11 protein-coding genes are annotated in these 17,463 nt (G+C 46.1%); 6 read left to right on the forward strand and 5 right to left on the reverse strand.

What is annotated here, in order from left to right:
• Complete coding sequence (locus AAHN97_RS09220; protein ID WP_343307291.1) at positions 1–3,183, reverse strand: DUF1553 domain-containing protein; 3,183 nt, start codon at positions 3,181–3,183, stop codon at positions 1–3.
• A 114-nt stretch (positions 3,184–3,297) separates the two neighbouring features.
• On the opposite strand from AAHN97_RS09220, the gene AAHN97_RS09225 reads away from it, so the two are divergent.
• From AAHN97_RS09225 to AAHN97_RS09245, 5 genes are all read left to right on the forward strand, one after another.
• On the forward strand, positions 3,298–4,164 hold the full coding sequence (locus AAHN97_RS09225) for a helix-turn-helix domain-containing protein (RefSeq protein WP_343307292.1): 867 nt from the start codon (positions 3,298–3,300) through the stop codon (positions 4,162–4,164).
• A 125-nt stretch (positions 4,165–4,289) separates the two neighbouring features.
• Complete coding sequence (locus AAHN97_RS09230) at positions 4,290–6,608, forward strand: ABC transporter permease (RefSeq protein WP_343307293.1); 2,319 nt, start codon at positions 4,290–4,292, stop codon at positions 6,606–6,608.
• Between the two features lie 38 nt (positions 6,609–6,646).
• Positions 6,647–7,093 (forward strand): hypothetical protein, encoded by a 447-nt coding sequence (locus tag AAHN97_RS09235; RefSeq protein ID WP_343307294.1) that lies wholly within the window; start codon positions 6,647–6,649, stop codon positions 7,091–7,093.
• 97 nt (positions 7,094–7,190) lie between these two features.
• Complete coding sequence (locus tag AAHN97_RS09240) at positions 7,191–7,436, forward strand: hypothetical protein (RefSeq protein ID WP_343307295.1); 246 nt, start codon at positions 7,191–7,193, stop codon at positions 7,434–7,436.
• A gap of 331 nt (positions 7,437–7,767) precedes the next feature.
• The gene (locus AAHN97_RS09245) at positions 7,768–9,972 is read left to right on the forward strand and encodes a hypothetical protein (protein ID WP_343307296.1); all 2,205 of its coding nucleotides are present in this window, start codon (positions 7,768–7,770) and stop codon (positions 9,970–9,972) included.
• 76 nt (positions 9,973–10,048) lie between these two features.
• Here AAHN97_RS09245 and AAHN97_RS09250 read toward each other — a convergent pair whose 3' ends face one another.
• Positions 10,049–12,430, reverse strand: a complete 2,382-nt coding sequence (locus AAHN97_RS09250; protein ID WP_343307297.1) for an ABC transporter permease — start codon at positions 12,428–12,430, stop codon at positions 10,049–10,051.
• A 118-nt stretch (positions 12,431–12,548) separates the two neighbouring features.
• Positions 12,549–13,112, reverse strand: coding sequence for a hypothetical protein (locus AAHN97_RS09255; protein ID WP_343307299.1), 564 nt, complete (start codon positions 13,110–13,112; stop codon positions 12,549–12,551).
• A gap of 131 nt (positions 13,113–13,243) precedes the next feature.
• On the opposite strand from AAHN97_RS09255, the gene AAHN97_RS09260 reads away from it, so the two are divergent.
• Complete coding sequence (locus AAHN97_RS09260) at positions 13,244–15,439, forward strand: glycosyl hydrolase family 95 catalytic domain-containing protein (protein ID WP_343307300.1); 2,196 nt, start codon at positions 13,244–13,246, stop codon at positions 15,437–15,439.
• Here the strand turns inward: AAHN97_RS09260 and AAHN97_RS09265 are convergent.
• A complete protein-coding gene (locus tag AAHN97_RS09265; protein WP_343307301.1) occupies positions 15,422–16,276 on the reverse strand; it encodes a DUF4349 domain-containing protein in 855 nt (284 codons plus the stop codon). The two genes, AAHN97_RS09260 and AAHN97_RS09265, sit on opposite strands and share 18 nt — an antisense overlap.
• A gap of 56 nt (positions 16,277–16,332) precedes the next feature.
• A complete protein-coding gene (locus tag AAHN97_RS09270) occupies positions 16,333–17,319 on the reverse strand; it encodes an LLM class flavin-dependent oxidoreductase (protein WP_343307302.1) in 987 nt (328 codons plus the stop codon).
• Positions 17,320–17,463 lie beyond the last annotated feature (144 nt).

Below are 17,463 nucleotides of genomic sequence, written 5' to 3' on the forward strand. Positions count from 1 at the left end.
TTATCTTTTTATCAGTGATGCATCAGCGTTTAAGATAGTACTGGCCACTACAGTGTTCGCAGCTACCAGGGCACTATCTATGGGCCCGCTGAATTTATATTGCCCGGCATACAGCCAGCCTCTTTGTTTTTGTGGGTGTTGTCTGAATTTTGCCAGTTCTTTCTGTTGTAGTTGTAATAGCAATTCCATCTCTGCCGCTTGCGGTGAACGGCCCGTTAATTTCTTGAACGTAAGCGTAATAGCCTGTTTGTTATCGGCTTCCTTTGCCATCTGTTCCCCCATTACTTTTGCAGCCTCCAGGTAAGTAGGATCATTCAGGGTAACCAGTGCCTGTAGGGGTGTATTTGTTTTCTGCCGCCTCACCATGCAATAACTCCGGGAAGGCGCATCGAAGGTGGCCAGTGTGGGGTTGGGCACAGATCTTTTTACGAATACATACAAACTGCGTTTATACACGAGGTTACCCGTATCCTGGTGATACGTTTTGCTGTTGATTTCCCATAGCCCGTTTGGCTGGTAAGGTTTAATACTTCTGCCACCCACTTCAGGGTTCAGCAATCCACTTGCCTGCAACGCATTATCCCGCACCATTTCTGCGGACATACGATACGCAGGGCCGTGTGACAGTAAACGGTTATCCGGGTCTTTTTCCTTCGCCGCTTTTCCTGCCCGGGAATCCTGGCGGTATGTGGCAGACATTACAATGAGTTTATTGATCGCTTTTACGTTCCACCCTGAGTCTATAAAGGTAACGGCAAGCCAGTCCAGCAATGCAGGATGACTGGGTATTTCACCCTGGTTGCCAAAATCCTCTGATGTTTTCACCAGTCCGGTGCCAAAGAAATTCTGCCAATACCGGTTCACTGTTACTCTTGCAGTTAAAGGATTATCAGGATGAGTGACCCATTGCGCAAGACCGTACCTGTTTTTAGGAAGGTCCTTTGGATAAGGTAATAAACTGGCCGGTGTATTAGGGAACACCTGTTCTCCCGGCATATCATAATTGCCGCGTTTGAGTAAGTATGTTTTTTTAGGAACAGGCATTTCCTGCATCACCATTAATTCTTTTATGGTGGCCACGGTATCCGCCAGTTTGTTGCGTAACCGTATGCGTTCCTTTTGCTGAGCAGTATCAGCAACAGACAGGTAGTATTGTTTTAAAGCCACCGGATCAGGTTTGGCTGCAATCGCAGCCCAGGATGTTTTCTTTGCCAGGATGCTTATTTCCAGTGGCGTAATGTTGCGGTTATATACCACAAGGTCATCTACCAATGCATTGGTAATACCAAAGCCGCGGTCCCAGCCACCAATTTGCAATCCTGCTTCATGGGGGCCATTCCCGAAGTTGATATCCTTTCTGAGCTGGTCCATGGTGGTTTCCATGGGCATGGGCGCACCATCCAGGTAAAGATTAAAACCTGCTGCGGTGGAAGAACCATCATAGGTTACGGTGAGTTGTATCCATTTATCACGCGGCATAGCATCTTTACTGATCCTGGTAATGGCATCTGAAGGTGCCGTATGTGCCATCATGATCTCCAGTTTATTATCCTTCAGATACAAATGATACCCTCTGAAGTTATACAAACGTTCCCTGTCTCCTTTATGAAAGATCACACCCTGTGTTAATGCGTTGGGAATGTTCACCCATAATCCGATACTAAAAGGTTGTGATTTACGGAACATGCCAATGGGTTTCACATCCAGCCAGTTATCACCATTTAATTTCATGGCTTTTCCGGTACCGTTTGCTGCAAAATCACTTCCCTTGCCGGGATCATTCTTCATCCCTCTGATCACACCTTCCTGTTTTTTATTTACCGTATTTTTAAAATCAGCCTGATCAAATGAGAACAAAGCCTGTAAGTTGTCTGAGGGTATCTTATAGGCAACCAGCTGCTGATAGGTTTTACTATTCATCCATTGTTCAAAGCCGTTGGTTGGGACCTTTATCTGTGCAATACTGTCTTTAATAGATTGCATAGCCCGTTCTTTTTCTGCTGTAGTCAGCAGCAAGGTAGGAGTAGGCATGGCGCCATCAAATGAGATCTGCCCGGCCTCCTTTACGTTGTTAAAGAAACTGAACAGTTCGTAATAGTTCTTTTGGGTGATGGGATCGTATTTGTGATCATGGCATTTGGCACAGCCGATAGATAATCCTAACATGGCATCGCCAAATGTATTTGTTCTGTCTACCACATATTCCGTTTGGAATTCTTCTTCCACAACCCCGCCTTCCATATTCTGCTGGTGATTACGGTTAAAGGCTGTAGCGATGATCATCTCCCTGCTGGCTTGTGGGAACAGGTCACCTGCCAGTTGCCATTGCAGGAATTTATCATAAGGAAGGTTGGTATTAAATGCTTTGATCACCCAATCACGGTAGGGAGACATATCCCTTTCATCATCGATCGAATAACCATGTGTGTCTGCAAACCGCGCAGCATCCAGCCAGTCCACTGCCATCTTTTCACCAAAATGGGGAGAGTTGAGTAAGCGGTCCACCTGCTTTTCATATGCATTGGGAGAAGTATCCCGGATAAAGTCATTGATCTCTTTTAAGGTGGGTGGTAAACCTGTAAGGTCCAGTGATACCCGTCTTAATAATAACTCTTTATCAGCCTCCGCTGCCGGCAGTAAGTCTTCTTTTTGCAGTTTAGCCTGGATGAAGTTATCTATGGGATTTACCTGTACGCCCTTAACCCGAGGCACTTTTGATTTCTCTGGTTTAACAAAGGCCCAGTGTGTTTTATATTTCGCTCCGTCTTCGATCCATTTTATCAGGATGGCTTTTTCTGTAGCTGTGAGGCTCAGGTGGGACTCCGGCGTGGGCATTAAATACTTTGGGTCAGTAGAAATGATCCGGTGGAACAGTTCGCTTTTATGGAGGTTGCCGGGAGTAATGGCCACTTTCCCTTTATTCTCCGGAAGGTCAGCATAGGCATGGTCAGCTATGTCCAGCCGCAGGCCTGCTTTTTGTTTTGCTTTATCCGGCCCGTGGCAGGCAAAACATTTGTCAGACAGGATGGGCTTTACATCGATATTATAATCCAATGGCCCGTTCAGGGCATCATAGGCAGCCTGTACATCATCCGGCATATCCGGTGTCGTGGAAGAAAATACAAACACACTCATCCCGATCACGAATGCAAGCAACAGTAGTATAATAATGATCCGCCGCATTAAAAGATGTTTTACGTGGATAAAAGCGACTTATTTGGTTGTCCATAAATTTAATAAACCCTTATTGTAACAGCAATACACAAACACAACTTATATTTGTACAAATCCGACTTTATGAATTCCTTTACGTTACTGAACACGGACTACGTACAGTTGAACAAAAGCTGGCATTACAATAACATAAAAAGCATTTTCTACCGGTTATATTATATAGACGGAGGGGAGGGGAAGCTGTATAATGATGAAGGGGCCGTAACACTGGAAGATGGCTATCTATATCTTATTCCCAGTTTTACTACCTGCAATTATGAATGCAGGAACGAACTGAGTCAATATTATGTGTCATTCATGGAAGAATCTGCAGATGGTATTTCCCTGTTTGCCGCTAACAGGAAGATCTTTAAACAATCCGCCAGTGCAGAAGATATTAACTGCGTAAAACGCATCCTGTCACTAAATCCCAACCGTGCCATCAAGACGTCCTATAACCCCAGGGACTACGAAAAGAGTGACATCCTCAGGAGTTACCAGGACATGAATAACCTCATACCACCGGCAGTATTTATGGAAACCTGCGGGTTAATATTGCAGTTGCTTTCACGGTTCATGGCTCCGGAAAACTTTCGGATCGCAGAGAGGACCATGATCCATCCAAAAGTAATGGATGCCATCAACTTTATTCAAAGCAACCTGCTCACTAATATCACTGTGGAAGGATTGGCACAAAGAGCCAATCAGCATCCCGATTACTTTTCGAGGCTTTTCCTAAAGAACACCGGGGAGCGGCCATTGGCTTATGTGCAATTAAAAAGAGTGGAACGGGTGCAGTTGTTACTCATTACTACTGATCTTCCTTTTTATAAAATAGCCGAAGAAACAGGTTTTGAAAGTCTTTCTTATTTATCACGCGTATTCAGGAATCATACAGGGCAAACACTGAGTGATTATAAGCGGCAGAATTTAATCAGCCAATCGGGTTAATAACCGAACACCTCATGTATCAAAAACGGACAGGTATTGAAAATATAAATATGTATAATACTGAATAAAACCTTTTTACTTTCAGGCATTCTTTTAGTACCTGAATGCGCAATAACCTGTTAAAGATGCTTAAAACAACCTGGCGCCACCTGATCAAAGACCGTCAATTCACTATCCTTAATCTTGCAGGCCTTTCTACGGGCTTAGCGTGTGCATTACTGATTGGCTTATGGATACACGATGAATTGAACATAGATAAATTCCACCGCAGGAATGTATACCAGGTAATGCTGAATGAAAACGCAGGAGACCGTATTGCCACCAGGGAAGGTACCGGCAACACCGTGGGAGACGTTCTCCTGAAAAGCATGCCTGAAGTGGAGTACACGGCAACCACCACACCTGCGGCCTGGTTCAGGAACTTCAACCTGTCCCGGAAAGAAAACACCCTCAGTGCAAAAGGCAACTTTGTGAGCAAAGGCTTCTTCTCTGTTTTTTCCTATGAGTTGTTGCAGGGAGACAGGGTGCTGGAAAACAAAAACAGTATTGTGATATCAGCACAACTGGCAAAAAAATTATTTCATTCTGTGGATAGTGCAATAGGAAAAGAGTTATCCTGGAAGTGGCTGACCTTTGGAAAACCCTGCATCGTGTCTGGTGTTTTCAAAGACTTTCCTGTTAACTCCACTGCACAATACGATTTTGTATTACCCTTGGAAGCCTGGTACGATATCGTTCCTTCATCCAATACACTTACCGGTCCCTTTAATACGTATATCGTATCAGCCAGGGAAATACCGGGTAAGCAGATCACAGATCTGTTGCATGCAAATTTCAATGATACCATAACAAAACCTTTCCTGCGGTCTTATGCAGATGGCTATTTGTATGGTAAGTATGAAAACGGTGTGCAGGCCGGAGGAAGGATAGGGTATGTAAAACTGTTTACTGTTATCGCCATTTTCATCCTGCTGATCGCCTGCATTAATTTTATGAACCTCTCTACCGCCAAGGCTTCCCGGCGGATAAAGGAGATCAGTGTTAAAAAATCTTTAGGTGCCGGCAGGTTTTCGCTGGTGCGGCAATTCCTGGGAGAGTCTGTATTGATGAGCCTGGCAGCCTTACTGATAGCTTTGCTTATTGTATGGGCATTATTGCCGCAATTCAGACAGCTTACGGGTAAAGTGTTTGTGTTCGATCCCGCATTGCTGCTGGCTGTGCTGGGCATTACCTTATTGACCGGCCTGGTGGCAGGGAGTTATCCTGCATTTTACCTTTCGCGCTTTCAGGCACTTAAAGGCGCCATCCATCGCTCTGCGGGAGAACTCTGGGCCAGGAAAGGGCTTGTTACTTTCCAGTTCACGGTATCCGCAGTATTTATCATAGCAGTTTTGGTGGTATACAACCAGATCAGTTATGTAGAAACGAAATCGCCCGGTTATAACAAAGACAATGTGCTTTGTTTTGAGCTGCAGGGCAGGGCTGCAGAGAAGGCTGCTGCCTTCCTGGCTGAAGTAAAAGATATTCCGGGAGTAGTAAATGTATCCAGCATAGAGCAACAGATCATTTTACCCAGTTTTGTGCCTGATGGAAGTGTAAGATGGGAAGGAAAGAACCAGGACGGTAAGATCCGTTTTAACCAGATGCCGGTAAACTACGATCTGATAGAAACGCTGGACATGCAAATGATGGAAGGCCGGTCTTTTTCAAGGAACTATGCTTCAGACACAGGCGCCGTGATCCTCAACGAAACCGCTATTAAAGCAATGGATATCAAAGATCCCATTGGTAAAACAATCAGTCTTGGTCAGCGGGAAAAACGGATCGTTGGCGTAGTGAAAGATTTCCATTTCAACTCCCTGCACGAAGCCATCAGGCCATTTATTTTCAAGCTGGCACCACAGGAAACCATGCTGGTGATGGCTAAGATCAAAGCCGGTCAGGAAAAGGCAACCATTGCCCGCATCAACGGATTGTGGAATACTTTCAATCCCGGATTTTTCTTTGACTACCGCTTCCTGGATAACGACTACCAGGTGCAATATGCTTCAGAAAAACTGGTGGCCACCATTTCCCGGTATTTTGCCGGATTGGCCATTATCATCTCCTGCCTGGGCCTCTTTGGCCTTGCGGCCTTCACTGCGGAACGCCGCCGGAAAGAGATTGGTATACGAAAAGTACTGGGCGCCACCGTTGGTAACTTTGTGTTGATGTTATCAAAGGATTTTCTGCAACTGGTGCTGATAGCCATACTGATCGCTTTCCCGCTTGCATGGTGGGCAATGACGCAATGGCTGAACGATTTTGCTTATCACGTTCCGCTGGGCATGTCAGTTTTCGTGGCAACCGGCTGTGCTATTATACTGATCACTTTGCTGACGGTAGGATACCAGGCCATCCGGTCTGCGTTGGCCAACCCGGTGAATAGTTTGAAAGCAGAATGAGGGAAATCTGTGTATTCTTTTTTATATATTGCTACACTATGCCATTCTTCCAATTCAGCATCACTGAAAAAAACACCTATGTTAAAAGGCGCAGCAATACCTTCCGTTTTACCGCCATTATAACCTGCGTGATCCTCATTGCCGGGCTGTTGATCACTCCGGTCACCATTGCGCTGGGAGTGGCGCTCATTGTTTTCCTGGTGCAGTATTTTAAATTGATCGGAAGAGAACGCTATCGTATCATAGCCATCACCATAAATGATGATAACCTGGTAATTCAGTATGATGATAAAGGCAAAAGCAGATCACTAAGTGGTAGTCCCACAGATTTTAGATTCAAAAAGAAAACCACGCTTTTCAATAAAAGTAAAACTATTTACCTGGCTGTTTATTTCCAGGGCAGCTTACAGATAAAGCAATTCGAACAGGACGAATTAAGGGGACCTGTTTTTGATGATATCATCCACGCAACTAACCGGGGGTAGTGTTGCCATTACAAAAAGAACACTGCAGCTCCTCTAAACTTAATAATCTCTTAGCATTGCAAAACCTCCGCAGCTACTACCTTTACACAAAAAGACAATGCAGCGGAAATTAGGTACAATCACCACCCCCGAAAACTTCAACGAAATCATCGATCTCCTCGATAGAAAAGGCCTCCCCATGCCACGCCCGGAAATCGCCAACTGGATCCAGGAAGTATTCGAAGTAAAAGAGGACAATATGCTGGAACGCGTATTCGCCGCCATGGATAAAACACAGAGCACAATAACCCTGGACGATGATAACGAATACGCAGACGATACAGACGACCTTCGCATGAAGTAAAAATTCCTTTAATATATAAATATATTCTATTTATTATGTGACTCCGGCTTTTCGTAAATTGGGAATATGCCAGTGAAGAAGCACATATTAAAGCCCAAACCATTCCCGGCTGAAAAACCCAACACCTTCAAAAGAACCTGGACGCTCTCCCCGCATCACAGGTATTCCTTTCGCATTCCCCGGTATCAACCTAAACGCTCCTCATAAGTCCCGTATTAATACGCATCCCTTTCCCGTATAACCCTCCTAACTTTATACCCGGTCTTTCTCCATTAGCCCCAGATAAGTATTTCGAAACACCCCAAATAATACACCCCAAAAATTAACGATCATGGAAAAACTCAAAATTCCTAATGTGTCGGCGGCGCAGCTATCAGAGCTATTGTACAATCGCCAGACCTTCCTGCTTAACAAATTCTTCCTGCAGGGCCTTAAGGCAGCCAGCATCACACAATGGGAAGAGATCACCTGTGTAGGTTTTAACCCGGAAAAAGCAAAACTGGAAGCCATTGTAAGCGTCAAACTGGCCTCGGGTTACAGCGGCGGCCTTTGCTCCAACGGCTCCAAAGAGTACGTGCGTTTCTTCGTAGACTTTAAAGACGGTAGCGGCTTCCAGGACATGGGCTATTCCAGCTTCAAGGTAGCAGACATTTCCGAAGCCCCCGCAGGCCCCCAGCACCCCCTCAAGTACATGACGCATCTTTTCATCGATGATGAAAAGTACCGTAAGTTCCTGACCTGTGGAACTGCTGTGATCCCCACCGTCCGCGCCGTATTATCCTGGAATGTGGTACCCTCCACAGACCCCAATGCCACCCCGCATTACGGAAACGTAAAGGATGTGGACATCCAGCTGAAACGCAAAAGACGTTTCTTCTGGGGAGATATCTTCCAGGCCCTGGACGTAAAGATCAAGCCGGACTTCCTGGCCCACATTAATGTCAACGAGGAAATTCACATCCCGCAGCCGCCGAACCCGCCGCTGGAAACTTTCTACGCTGCTTACAAACGTGCGAAAGTACCCGATCACAGAACTTTCTATTCCACCGTAGCACCCCTGCTCACCAATGCGAAGAAGTTCAAAACCCTCAGCAGTTACAACCTCTTTGAAGTACAGAAGCTGAAAATAGACGTAAAGGCCATTACGGACCTCATCCTTAAACCCGTTGGCCAGGCAGATGTATCTTTCGAGGAATTGATGTGCGTGGGCTTAAATACGCCCCTGGACACCCTCGGTGCTGTAATCAAACTAAAGAAAAGCAGCGGTTTCAGTGGTGACCTTTGTCACAATGGCTCACAGGAACACGTGGCCTTCTGGGCAGACTGGAATAACAATGGCATCTTTGATGAATACCTCGGCACTGCCAGTATCACCGTGCATGATATTGACAATATCCCTGCAGACGGTTTATACTACAATGTAGACCTGCCCATCAATCTCACCAACCGCATCCGCACCTGTGCCCAGCCCAATATCATCAGGGTGAGGGCTGTGCTTTCCTGGTCTTCATTACCTTCTACCACAGACCCTAATGATCTCAATACCTGGGGTAACCGGGTAGATGCAGTTGTACAGATCCGCCCAAGCCAGGCTGCGAAAGTAGAAGCGGAATTAACGCATGTAGGAGGAGTGGACCGCGACCTGATACACCCGGTAACTTTCCTGGTGAACTCAGATACAACTAACCCCACTTCTCACAACAACCGTCCATATGGCGGATGGGTAAGTTTCCATGGTATCATTAACCGTGCAGGTTTCAATGGCATTATCAAATACAAGATCGAGTACAAGAAATATGGTGCGCCGGATAGTACCTATGCATCCGTGTCCACAGCCGAAACATTCTCTATGATTGATTTTGCACCGGACCCGAATCTCGAGTTCAGCGATACGCAAACACCTGCTGATGGCTGGTTCATCTACAAAGAAAACCCCGCTATCGGTTTGTACAATCAAACACATTACCTCGCGGGCTGGAGTACGAATGGTTTAGCTGATGGTAATTACACCATCCGCTTTACCCATACAGATGCATTGGGTATTGAGCAGGTAGCTGATCTGTTCTCAGTAGTGATCAACAATGTACACATGACCATTAGCACAACTGCTAACGTATCTGTTGACCTCACTAAAACGCTTGACCTGGTGATTGATGGCGGTGATTGCCATTGCTATGATAAAACGGCTACCAATCATACCGTGAGCGGTCACCTGAGAGCAGTACATCCTTACTTCGCATTATGGAGCCTGGACCTGCAACCGTCTTCCCATACGCATGGAACAGTACCAACTCCTTCCAGCCGTTATTATGATGCATTGCCGGATGCCGGTGATGTAGGTAACCTTGCGGATAATACGGATGATGGCGATGAAAATGCACCATGGAGTGTAGATGTATCCGCCATGGATAATTGCGGATATACAGTAAGCCTGGCTGCACGTAGTCGTGTGATCAGGGATAGTTCAACGGTATTCCCATGGTATGGTATCAAAGCAGTAGGATTCTCTGTTACGGATAAATGTCCGAATACTTAACCCCAAAAATAGCGCCTCGTGTAAAAGCGGGGCGCTTATTCAATATCATCTACCAAAGGATTCACCCGAATTACCTTTAATCCCCATTCGCCAGGCTATCCACCGGGTTCACCAGCGCGGCTTTCACTGACTGCAAACTAACCGTCAGTAACGCAATCACCAGCGTGACCATCCCGGCCAGTGCAAAGATCCACCATGGCATGGAAGCCCGCAACGCAAAATCCTGTAGCCATTTCTGCCCGGCCCATATCGCAACCGGCACTCCTATCACCATCGCTATCAGCATCAGCTTAACATAGTCCTTCGCAAAGAGCTGAACAATCCCGGTCACACTGGCGCCCAGCACCTTTCTGATACCGATCTCTTTTGTACGGCGTGCGATATTATGTGCGGTAAGCCCAAGCAGGCCAAGGCAGGTAATGAAAATAGTGAGGATGGAAAAAATAGAAATGATCTTACCGAATTGTATATCTGCTCTGTATTGCTGGTTATAAAGCTGATCCAGGAAGAAGTAATCAAAAGCTCTGCCCGGAGAATGTGCTAACCATGCCTTTTCAGCCGCTTCAATTATTTTGCCGGGCTGATGAGTATTGATCTTAATGGCAATGTATTTACCATTCCTGGGATTGTAATAATTGATCATTGGCAGGGGAGCTTCTTTCTTGGACGTCTGGTCGTAATTCTTCAGAACACCTACTATCGTAGATTCGATATTATAAGTAATATTCCGGCCAATCGCTTTTTCAGGAGAACTAAAGCCAAGTAAACGGCAGGTTTCCTCATTCACCAATACTTCACGAACATTCGTGGCGTTATCCCTGAGGTTTCTGCCTGCCAGCAGTTGCATTTTCATCAGGGGCACAAAGTTGGCATCTACAGCATACGTTGAAAAAGTATAACTATTTTTTTCCCCACCGGAAAGCCTGATGTTATTGGTGGTGTTCATATAATTTTTGTCTACTCCCGGTAAAGAACCGTTTACCGAAACGTTTTCTACCCCGGGTACTTTGAGCAGGTCATTCCGGAGTGCATTGTGAATACTTACGCGAATGGAATCATTCTTTCCATCTTCCAGGTCATTGATCACCAGGATCTGTTCCAGATTCATTCCTTTATCCTGCTGCCGCATAAACTGCAATTGCCGGTAAATGACAATAGTGAAAGCTATTACCACTACCGCTACTGCAAACTGGCCTACTACCAGTATCCTTCTTAATGCACTGCCTTTAGCGCCACCCTTACCGGATGATCTGTTCATTACCACAACCGGCTTTACAGAAGAAAGTATAAAAGCCGGTTGCAGGCCGGACAATAAACAATTCAACCCGAACAGAAGTGCGCAGGTGATCCAGAAAGAATAAGAATTAAAGAGCTGTGTGCCCAGTGCTTTGCCTGTCAGTTGCAGGTAAAAGGGTGCGAATGTATATACCAATGTCAGTGCCAGTACAAAGGCCAGCAGGTTAATGATCAGGGATTCCAGGAAAAATTGACGGATCAGCCCGGTGCGGCTGGAGCCTAAGATCTTCCGGATGCCTGCTTCTTTTAGCCTTTCTGAAGAACGGGCGGTAGTGAGGTTCACATAATTAACAGCGCCAATAATAAGAATGAGGATGGCAATAATGAGCAGGAATTTAACCGTATTGGCATTCCCCGCCGGTTCCGGTTCGTAAGCGCGTTTTGAATACAGATGGATATCTTTAATTGGCCCTGCGACCATTATTTCGTCTTTCGTACGCTCCCGGGATAACTTGTAGAGCTTTTGATTAAAGGTTTCCGCGCTGGAACCCGGCACTAATTCTGCATAGGTGAAGTTGTTGTTGCTTTGCCATTTTGCATTGAGGTCTGTTTTAGTTTCAATGGAAAAAGGAATGAGAAGATCGAATTTGAGGTGGGTGTTTTCCGGTATGTCTTTAAACACGCCGGCAACCGTTAAGGTATATTCGCCCACCTTTAAAACCTTTCCCATGGGGTTCTCTGTTCCAAAGATCTTTTGAGCGGAGGTTTCGCTGAGCAGGGTCTCATTCGGATTTGTCAATGCCCTGCTTTTATCTCCCAGTGTAAAGTCTATATTGAAGATCGAAAAATACTGGGAATCCGCAGCATATACCCTGTCTATAATAAAGCCTTTGTTGTTATACTTTACTTCAGTGTGGCCCACATGTTCTATCCGGGCATAATTCTTTACTTCGGGGAAATCCTTTTGCAGGGTAGGGCCCAGTTGCGGATAGGTTTCACAATCTGTAGTCACCAATTCTCCGCCGTTATACAGGTCCAGCGTTACGCGATAAATGTTATCCGCTTTGGCATGTACATTTTCGTAACTATACTCAAACCTTACATAATGAATGATCAGCAGGAAAATGGCAGTGGCCAGTGCCAGGCCAAGGATATTGATGGCACTGTACACCCTGTCTTTCCAGATACTTCTATATGCGATCTTGAAATTGTTCCTGAACATAACGGGTTATTTATGGCAATAGCAGCAACAGGAATTATGCCATGGGTTAAGTTATTGGGGATCAATTATCTAAACTTAAATACCTGTCCGTATCCGGACAGTCAATGTCCGCAGGTGATCACCACGCCGTTCTGTCTATCCAGCTCTGCATCACCTTCCAGTCCTGTGCCGGGATCTTCCTGCTTTCATACTTAAACCGTGTTTCATACATGGCGCCGGTAACCGGGTCCATATCCTCTACCCACGTAATCGTACTATGAGCAGCCTGCTCAGTACCCCGGTGATAAGAGTAGGGGGTAGTGTTTTCTCCGGGAAGCAGATAGGCTGTTACAATCCTGATCCCATTTTTACCAGCTCTCGTACCCCGGTAACGGATATAGTTAATATCACGTATGCTGGTATCCGCTATCCGCACAGCGCTGTCCAGCGCAGGGATCTCCATTATCCTGATGCCAAGCGGTTTAATTGACAGATCCTGTGCTGCAGTTGGTTTTGCCGAAACTGTAAAAGCATTAAATTCTATAAATTTATGCAGCGCGGTATTGATAAAATTATAACTGCTGTCATTGTAGAAAGGCGGTTTTATATCATCCGGCTTTATATACTTTTTCGTATCGATCCTGGGAACCATTTCAAAGATGTATTCCTGGTAACACCTGAGATGAAATGTTGTAAAATTCATTTTCATAGCATTACGGTGCAGGTTAACATCTACAGTGATAAGGGTCTCAGACTGAGCGGTTGCAGTCTGATAAAAACAGCATAGGAATAGGATTTTTTTGTACATTAGGCTAAGATAACAAATTCCACCGCATGAAAATTAGCCGCCTGTTACTCGGCCTGTGTTTTATTACACAAGCTGCCGCACAAACGCCGGGTAACTATAGCTTTGTCTATACGTCAATACCGAAAGATGTTCCCACTGCAAAAGTACCGGATGCCCCCCTGGCAGGTAATGGTGATATAGGCCTTACATTTGGCGGAACACCAGAGCATCTGAAACTCTATTTTGGAAAGAATGATTTCTGGCGTGCTTATCCCGTATACCCCGGTGGCGGTATTGCCTTCCCCGGTGGCCTGGATATAACAATCAACAGCTTGAAAGGAGCAACCTACTACGCGGAACAGCTCCCCACCAAAGGTTCCATCCATGCTGTTTTTACAAAAGACGATTTAAAAGCAGAAATGAATACTTTGGTGACCGCCATGCATAACACCGTGATCACGGAGATCACGGCCAACAAAACCTGCAAGGTAGACCTGAACCTCTGGGCACCCGAAGGCAACACTTCCGTTGTGAAAAAAGGCCCCGGCTGGGTATCCCGTTCCTTCTCCGGCACTCCCTTGCTGGAATGGCCCAGCGAAGTTACACTCACAATGAAAGTATACGGAGATCAGCAATTACAGCCCGGTAAAAAGCTGACGATCACGGTAACCTTTGGGAAAACCCCTGAAGAGAACATAGCAGAAATGAAAGCCGCTCACCAGCAATGGTGGGATAAATTCTGGCAACGTTCCGGCATACAGATCAACGATACCATGCTGGAAAAATACTACACTAACTCCCAGTACCTTTTCGCTTCCTCTTCCCGCGAAGGGAAATACGCCCCCGGCATCTGGGGTCCTTTCATTACCAAAGATTCTTCTGCATGGGGCGGTGATTATCACCTTAACTATAATTACCAGGCACCCTACTGGGCTGCCTTTTCCTCTAACTACATAGACCTCACGGACAACTATGATCAACCACTGCTGGATTACATGGAAAAGGGGAGATGGCATGCAAAAGACCTCCTGAATATGCGCGGCATCTATTTCCCGGTAGGTATCGGGCCAAGGGGATTATGCACCACACTATGGCCGCTCACGCCCGATGAAATGGAAGTCCGTTACGGCACCCGCGAAAACACCATCGACCATGGCTATAAATTCCTGGGCCAGAAGATCAATGCCGTTTTTGGTGCCGCCAATATGCTGATGCGTTTTTATAGTACTTATGATGAACAGTATGCGGAAAAAATATACCCTTACCTGTTAGCCTGTGCAGACTTCTGGGAAGACTATCTCAAATACACCAATGGCCGTTACGTAATTGAAAATGATCACTACGGAGAAGTAATGCCCAACCTGAAAAACAAAGGCCAGTGGCGGCACATGCTGGGAGATTACAATTCCACTCTTTCACTGGGTCTGGTAAAAATGCTGTTCAAAGGCATGATCAATGTAAGCACTTACCTGAACAAAGATGCAGCCAGGCAGGCCAAATGGCAACACATCCTCACACACCTGAGTCCATTTCCCACACAGGAGGTAGAGGGCAGGGTGCGTTTAAAAAGCGTAGAGAAAAGTCCTTCTCCCTGGCACAGCGGAGCAATGGGCCTGGCCAGGGTTTCCATTCATGGATTGATCCTTCCCGGAGAAGTGTGCGGCCCTGTTACGGATTCCGCATTCAACGCCATTTTACTGAGTGATGTTTCACATTGGAAAGACAAGATGCAGGGACCCGGCAGCTGGGGTAATACGTTCGGCAATGGTATTGAAACCTGTTTCCCGGCAGCCGTGCGTGTAGGTTACGATGCAGATGAGATCATTAAACAATTGAAAGCAAGGATCTATGCGCAATCCAACCGCAATGGCTGGATCACTGCAGCTGGAGGAGGAACGGAAACACTATCTGCCGTACCGCTCACCATCAATGAAATGCTGCTGCAAAGTTATGAAGGCCGCGTTCGCATTTTTCCTAACTGGAATCACAAAAGAGATGCAAAGTTCAATAACCTGCGGGCATATGGCGCTTTTGTGATCAGCAGCAGTTTGAAGAATGGTCGTGTTGAATACGTGAAACTGCAAAGCGAAAAAGGCCGTGACTGTGAGATGGAGAATCCATGGCCGGGTAAAGCAGTGAAACTTACACGCAATAACAAACCTGCATCCTCCATCTTAACAGGCAGGACCTTTACTTTTAAAACCAGCAAGAACGAATCGATTGAATTAAGCCCGCTTGAATAACAAACGCTTATAGCCAAACCAGAGCAGGATGGCTATGATCCATAATGGCCAGAGCTGAAGGAAGAAAATGAAAATGCTGCGTGTTACATTCACACCTGTGCGGAACGCGGTTGCTGTTTCTGTACCAAACCCGGCACGCGTAATGCTGGCAGGGTTGAGTGCGATCTGTACATCTGCTACCTGCGGTTGAAATAACTGTACAGTGATAGTAGAATAAGCCACATTTTCCAGGATGCCCAGGTTGGCGATCTTGCGTTCAATGAAAGCTGATTTCTTGTCTTCACTGTACTGGCGTACATCCAGTTCACTGTCTTTTTTAGTGTGATCAGTTGTACGTTCATCTTTGATCACCGCTGCATTCCTTAGTTCATTACCCAGGTATTGCAGGGTAACATCATTGTCGCGCAGCGTGCGCTGATCAATGTAACCGGCCATCGCTGTGATGGTGTGCACAACGGAATCAAGATGTGTGACAGGAACTTTCAGTGTGAGGGTAGATACAGGTGTATAGAGCTGTACCCGTCTAATGGAATCTGCGCTGTAAGGGTATTCATGCTGCTCCTGTGCATCGTTGCGCAGGACGCTTTCTACTACAATACCATCCAGTGATGTTACAAGTTTTTCCAGCTTTGTGGTAGCCGCAGTTACATCCTGCACACGGCAACGGATATCTGCTGTTTTAATTCTTTTGCGGGAAGATGATTGAAGAGAGGTGGTATCTGCAGCGGGTGCAGCATTTTCCGTAACAGCTTCTGCTTTTTGATCGTAGTGAACATTGCCGCAGGCAAACAAAGTCACCATGGGTATAGCTACCCAATAGATAGAGGAACTGCGCATAGGAAATAGATTTCCTGTTTATACGCAGTCCTTCAAAAAGTAACCTTATAGAAACGTTAAATTCCGAATTCCTTGGCCAGCAATTTAAACGAATTAACCCTTTCTTCCGCGTTTTCGGAAATGGTAGCTAACACCACTTCATTCACACCATATTGTGCGCAAAGTGTTTCTATCTGTTGCCGCATTCTTTTAGGAGTGCCGGATATCATGCGCCCACGGTTATAATTGATCCGTAATTGTTCCTCCGGCATATATTCCATGTCGGCGATCTCTTCATAAGAAGGAAGCGGGGTATCCCTTCCTCTTTCAATATGCAGGATACGGTAGTCAAATACGGTCTGCCATCTCTCAATGGCTTCTTCATCTTCTGAACAAAAGGCAAAGATGCCGAAGTTAGCTTCCGGTGCTTTGAGGGTAGCGGAAGGCTTGAAATGTTTGCGGTATTGTGCAACTACTTCTGGCCCGCCTGTGGGATTGATGAATTGTGCAAAAGAAAGTGCAGACCCGAAATGTGCTGCAAGGCTGGCACTGCCGCCGCTGGAAGTGAGCATCCACAAAGGAGGAACCGTTTCCGCTTTGGGCATGGCCTTCACCTGCTGATGTTTATCTGTAAGAAAATGCTGCAGGTCCACGATCTGCTGCACAAACTCTGCTTCACTGAAAGTATTGGTGGGATTCAGTAAACGCGCCGTTACCCTGTCGCCTCCCGGCGCACGGCCAATCCCCAGGTCCACTCTGCCGGGGAATAAAGCTTCCAGCATCCGGAAGTTCTCCGCTACTTTTAAAGCACTGTGATTGGGAAGCATAATGCCTGCGGCACCCAGCCTGATCTGTTTGGTCTGCCCGCCCAGGAATCCTAACAACACTTCCGGCGTAGAGCCTGCTATATTCGCAATATTATGATGTTCCGATACCCAGTACCGGTAATAACCCAGTTCGTCCGCCAGTTTAGCCAGGGCCAGGGTTTCCTGCATGGCATTGGCGGTGGTGCTGCCCAGCCTAACATGAGATTGGTCCAGGATACTTAATCTGATCTTTTCCATAAGGATCAAAGGTAGGTACAATGGTACTCTGCAACAAGTAGGTACTTTTTAGTAACCAGTTACCTTGAGTATAGTATTTTCCCTTAGGTTTACACAATACACGGTTCGCAAAAATTCTTGCTGCCGGCCGTTATAAATTCATGA

Origin of the sequence: Chitinophaga niabensis, from assembly GCF_039545795.1 — a bacterium.
In the GTDB taxonomy this organism is placed as follows: domain Bacteria; phylum Bacteroidota; class Bacteroidia; order Chitinophagales; family Chitinophagaceae; genus Chitinophaga; species Chitinophaga niabensis_B.

Excerpts from the sequence above, each read along its gene's own strand:
- AAHN97_RS09250 (WP_343307297.1), bottom strand. The coding sequence starts at position 12,430 with ATGTTCAGGAACAATTTCAAGATCGCATATAGAAGTATCTGGAAAGAC.
- AAHN97_RS09220 (WP_343307291.1), bottom strand. The coding sequence starts at position 3,183 with ATGCGGCGGATCATTATTATACTACTGTTGCTTGCATTCGTGATCGGG.
- AAHN97_RS09270 (WP_343307302.1), bottom strand. The coding sequence starts at position 17,319 with ATGGAAAAGATCAGATTAAGTATCCTGGACCAATCTCATGTTAGGCTG.
- AAHN97_RS09245 (WP_343307296.1), top strand. The coding sequence starts at position 7,768 with ATGGAAAAACTCAAAATTCCTAATGTGTCGGCGGCGCAGCTATCAGAG.
- AAHN97_RS09225 (WP_343307292.1), top strand. The coding sequence starts at position 3,298 with ATGAATTCCTTTACGTTACTGAACACGGACTACGTACAGTTGAACAAA.
- AAHN97_RS09265 (WP_343307301.1), bottom strand. The coding sequence starts at position 16,276 with ATGCGCAGTTCCTCTATCTATTGGGTAGCTATACCCATGGTGACTTTG.
- AAHN97_RS09260 (WP_343307300.1), top strand. The coding sequence starts at position 13,244 with ATGAAAATTAGCCGCCTGTTACTCGGCCTGTGTTTTATTACACAAGCT.
- AAHN97_RS09255 (WP_343307299.1), bottom strand. The coding sequence starts at position 13,112 with ATGAATTTTACAACATTTCATCTCAGGTGTTACCAGGAATACATCTTT.
- AAHN97_RS09230 (WP_343307293.1), top strand. The coding sequence starts at position 4,290 with ATGCTTAAAACAACCTGGCGCCACCTGATCAAAGACCGTCAATTCACT.
- AAHN97_RS09240 (WP_343307295.1), top strand. The coding sequence starts at position 7,191 with ATGCAGCGGAAATTAGGTACAATCACCACCCCCGAAAACTTCAACGAA.
- AAHN97_RS09235 (WP_343307294.1), top strand. The coding sequence starts at position 6,647 with ATGCCATTCTTCCAATTCAGCATCACTGAAAAAAACACCTATGTTAAA.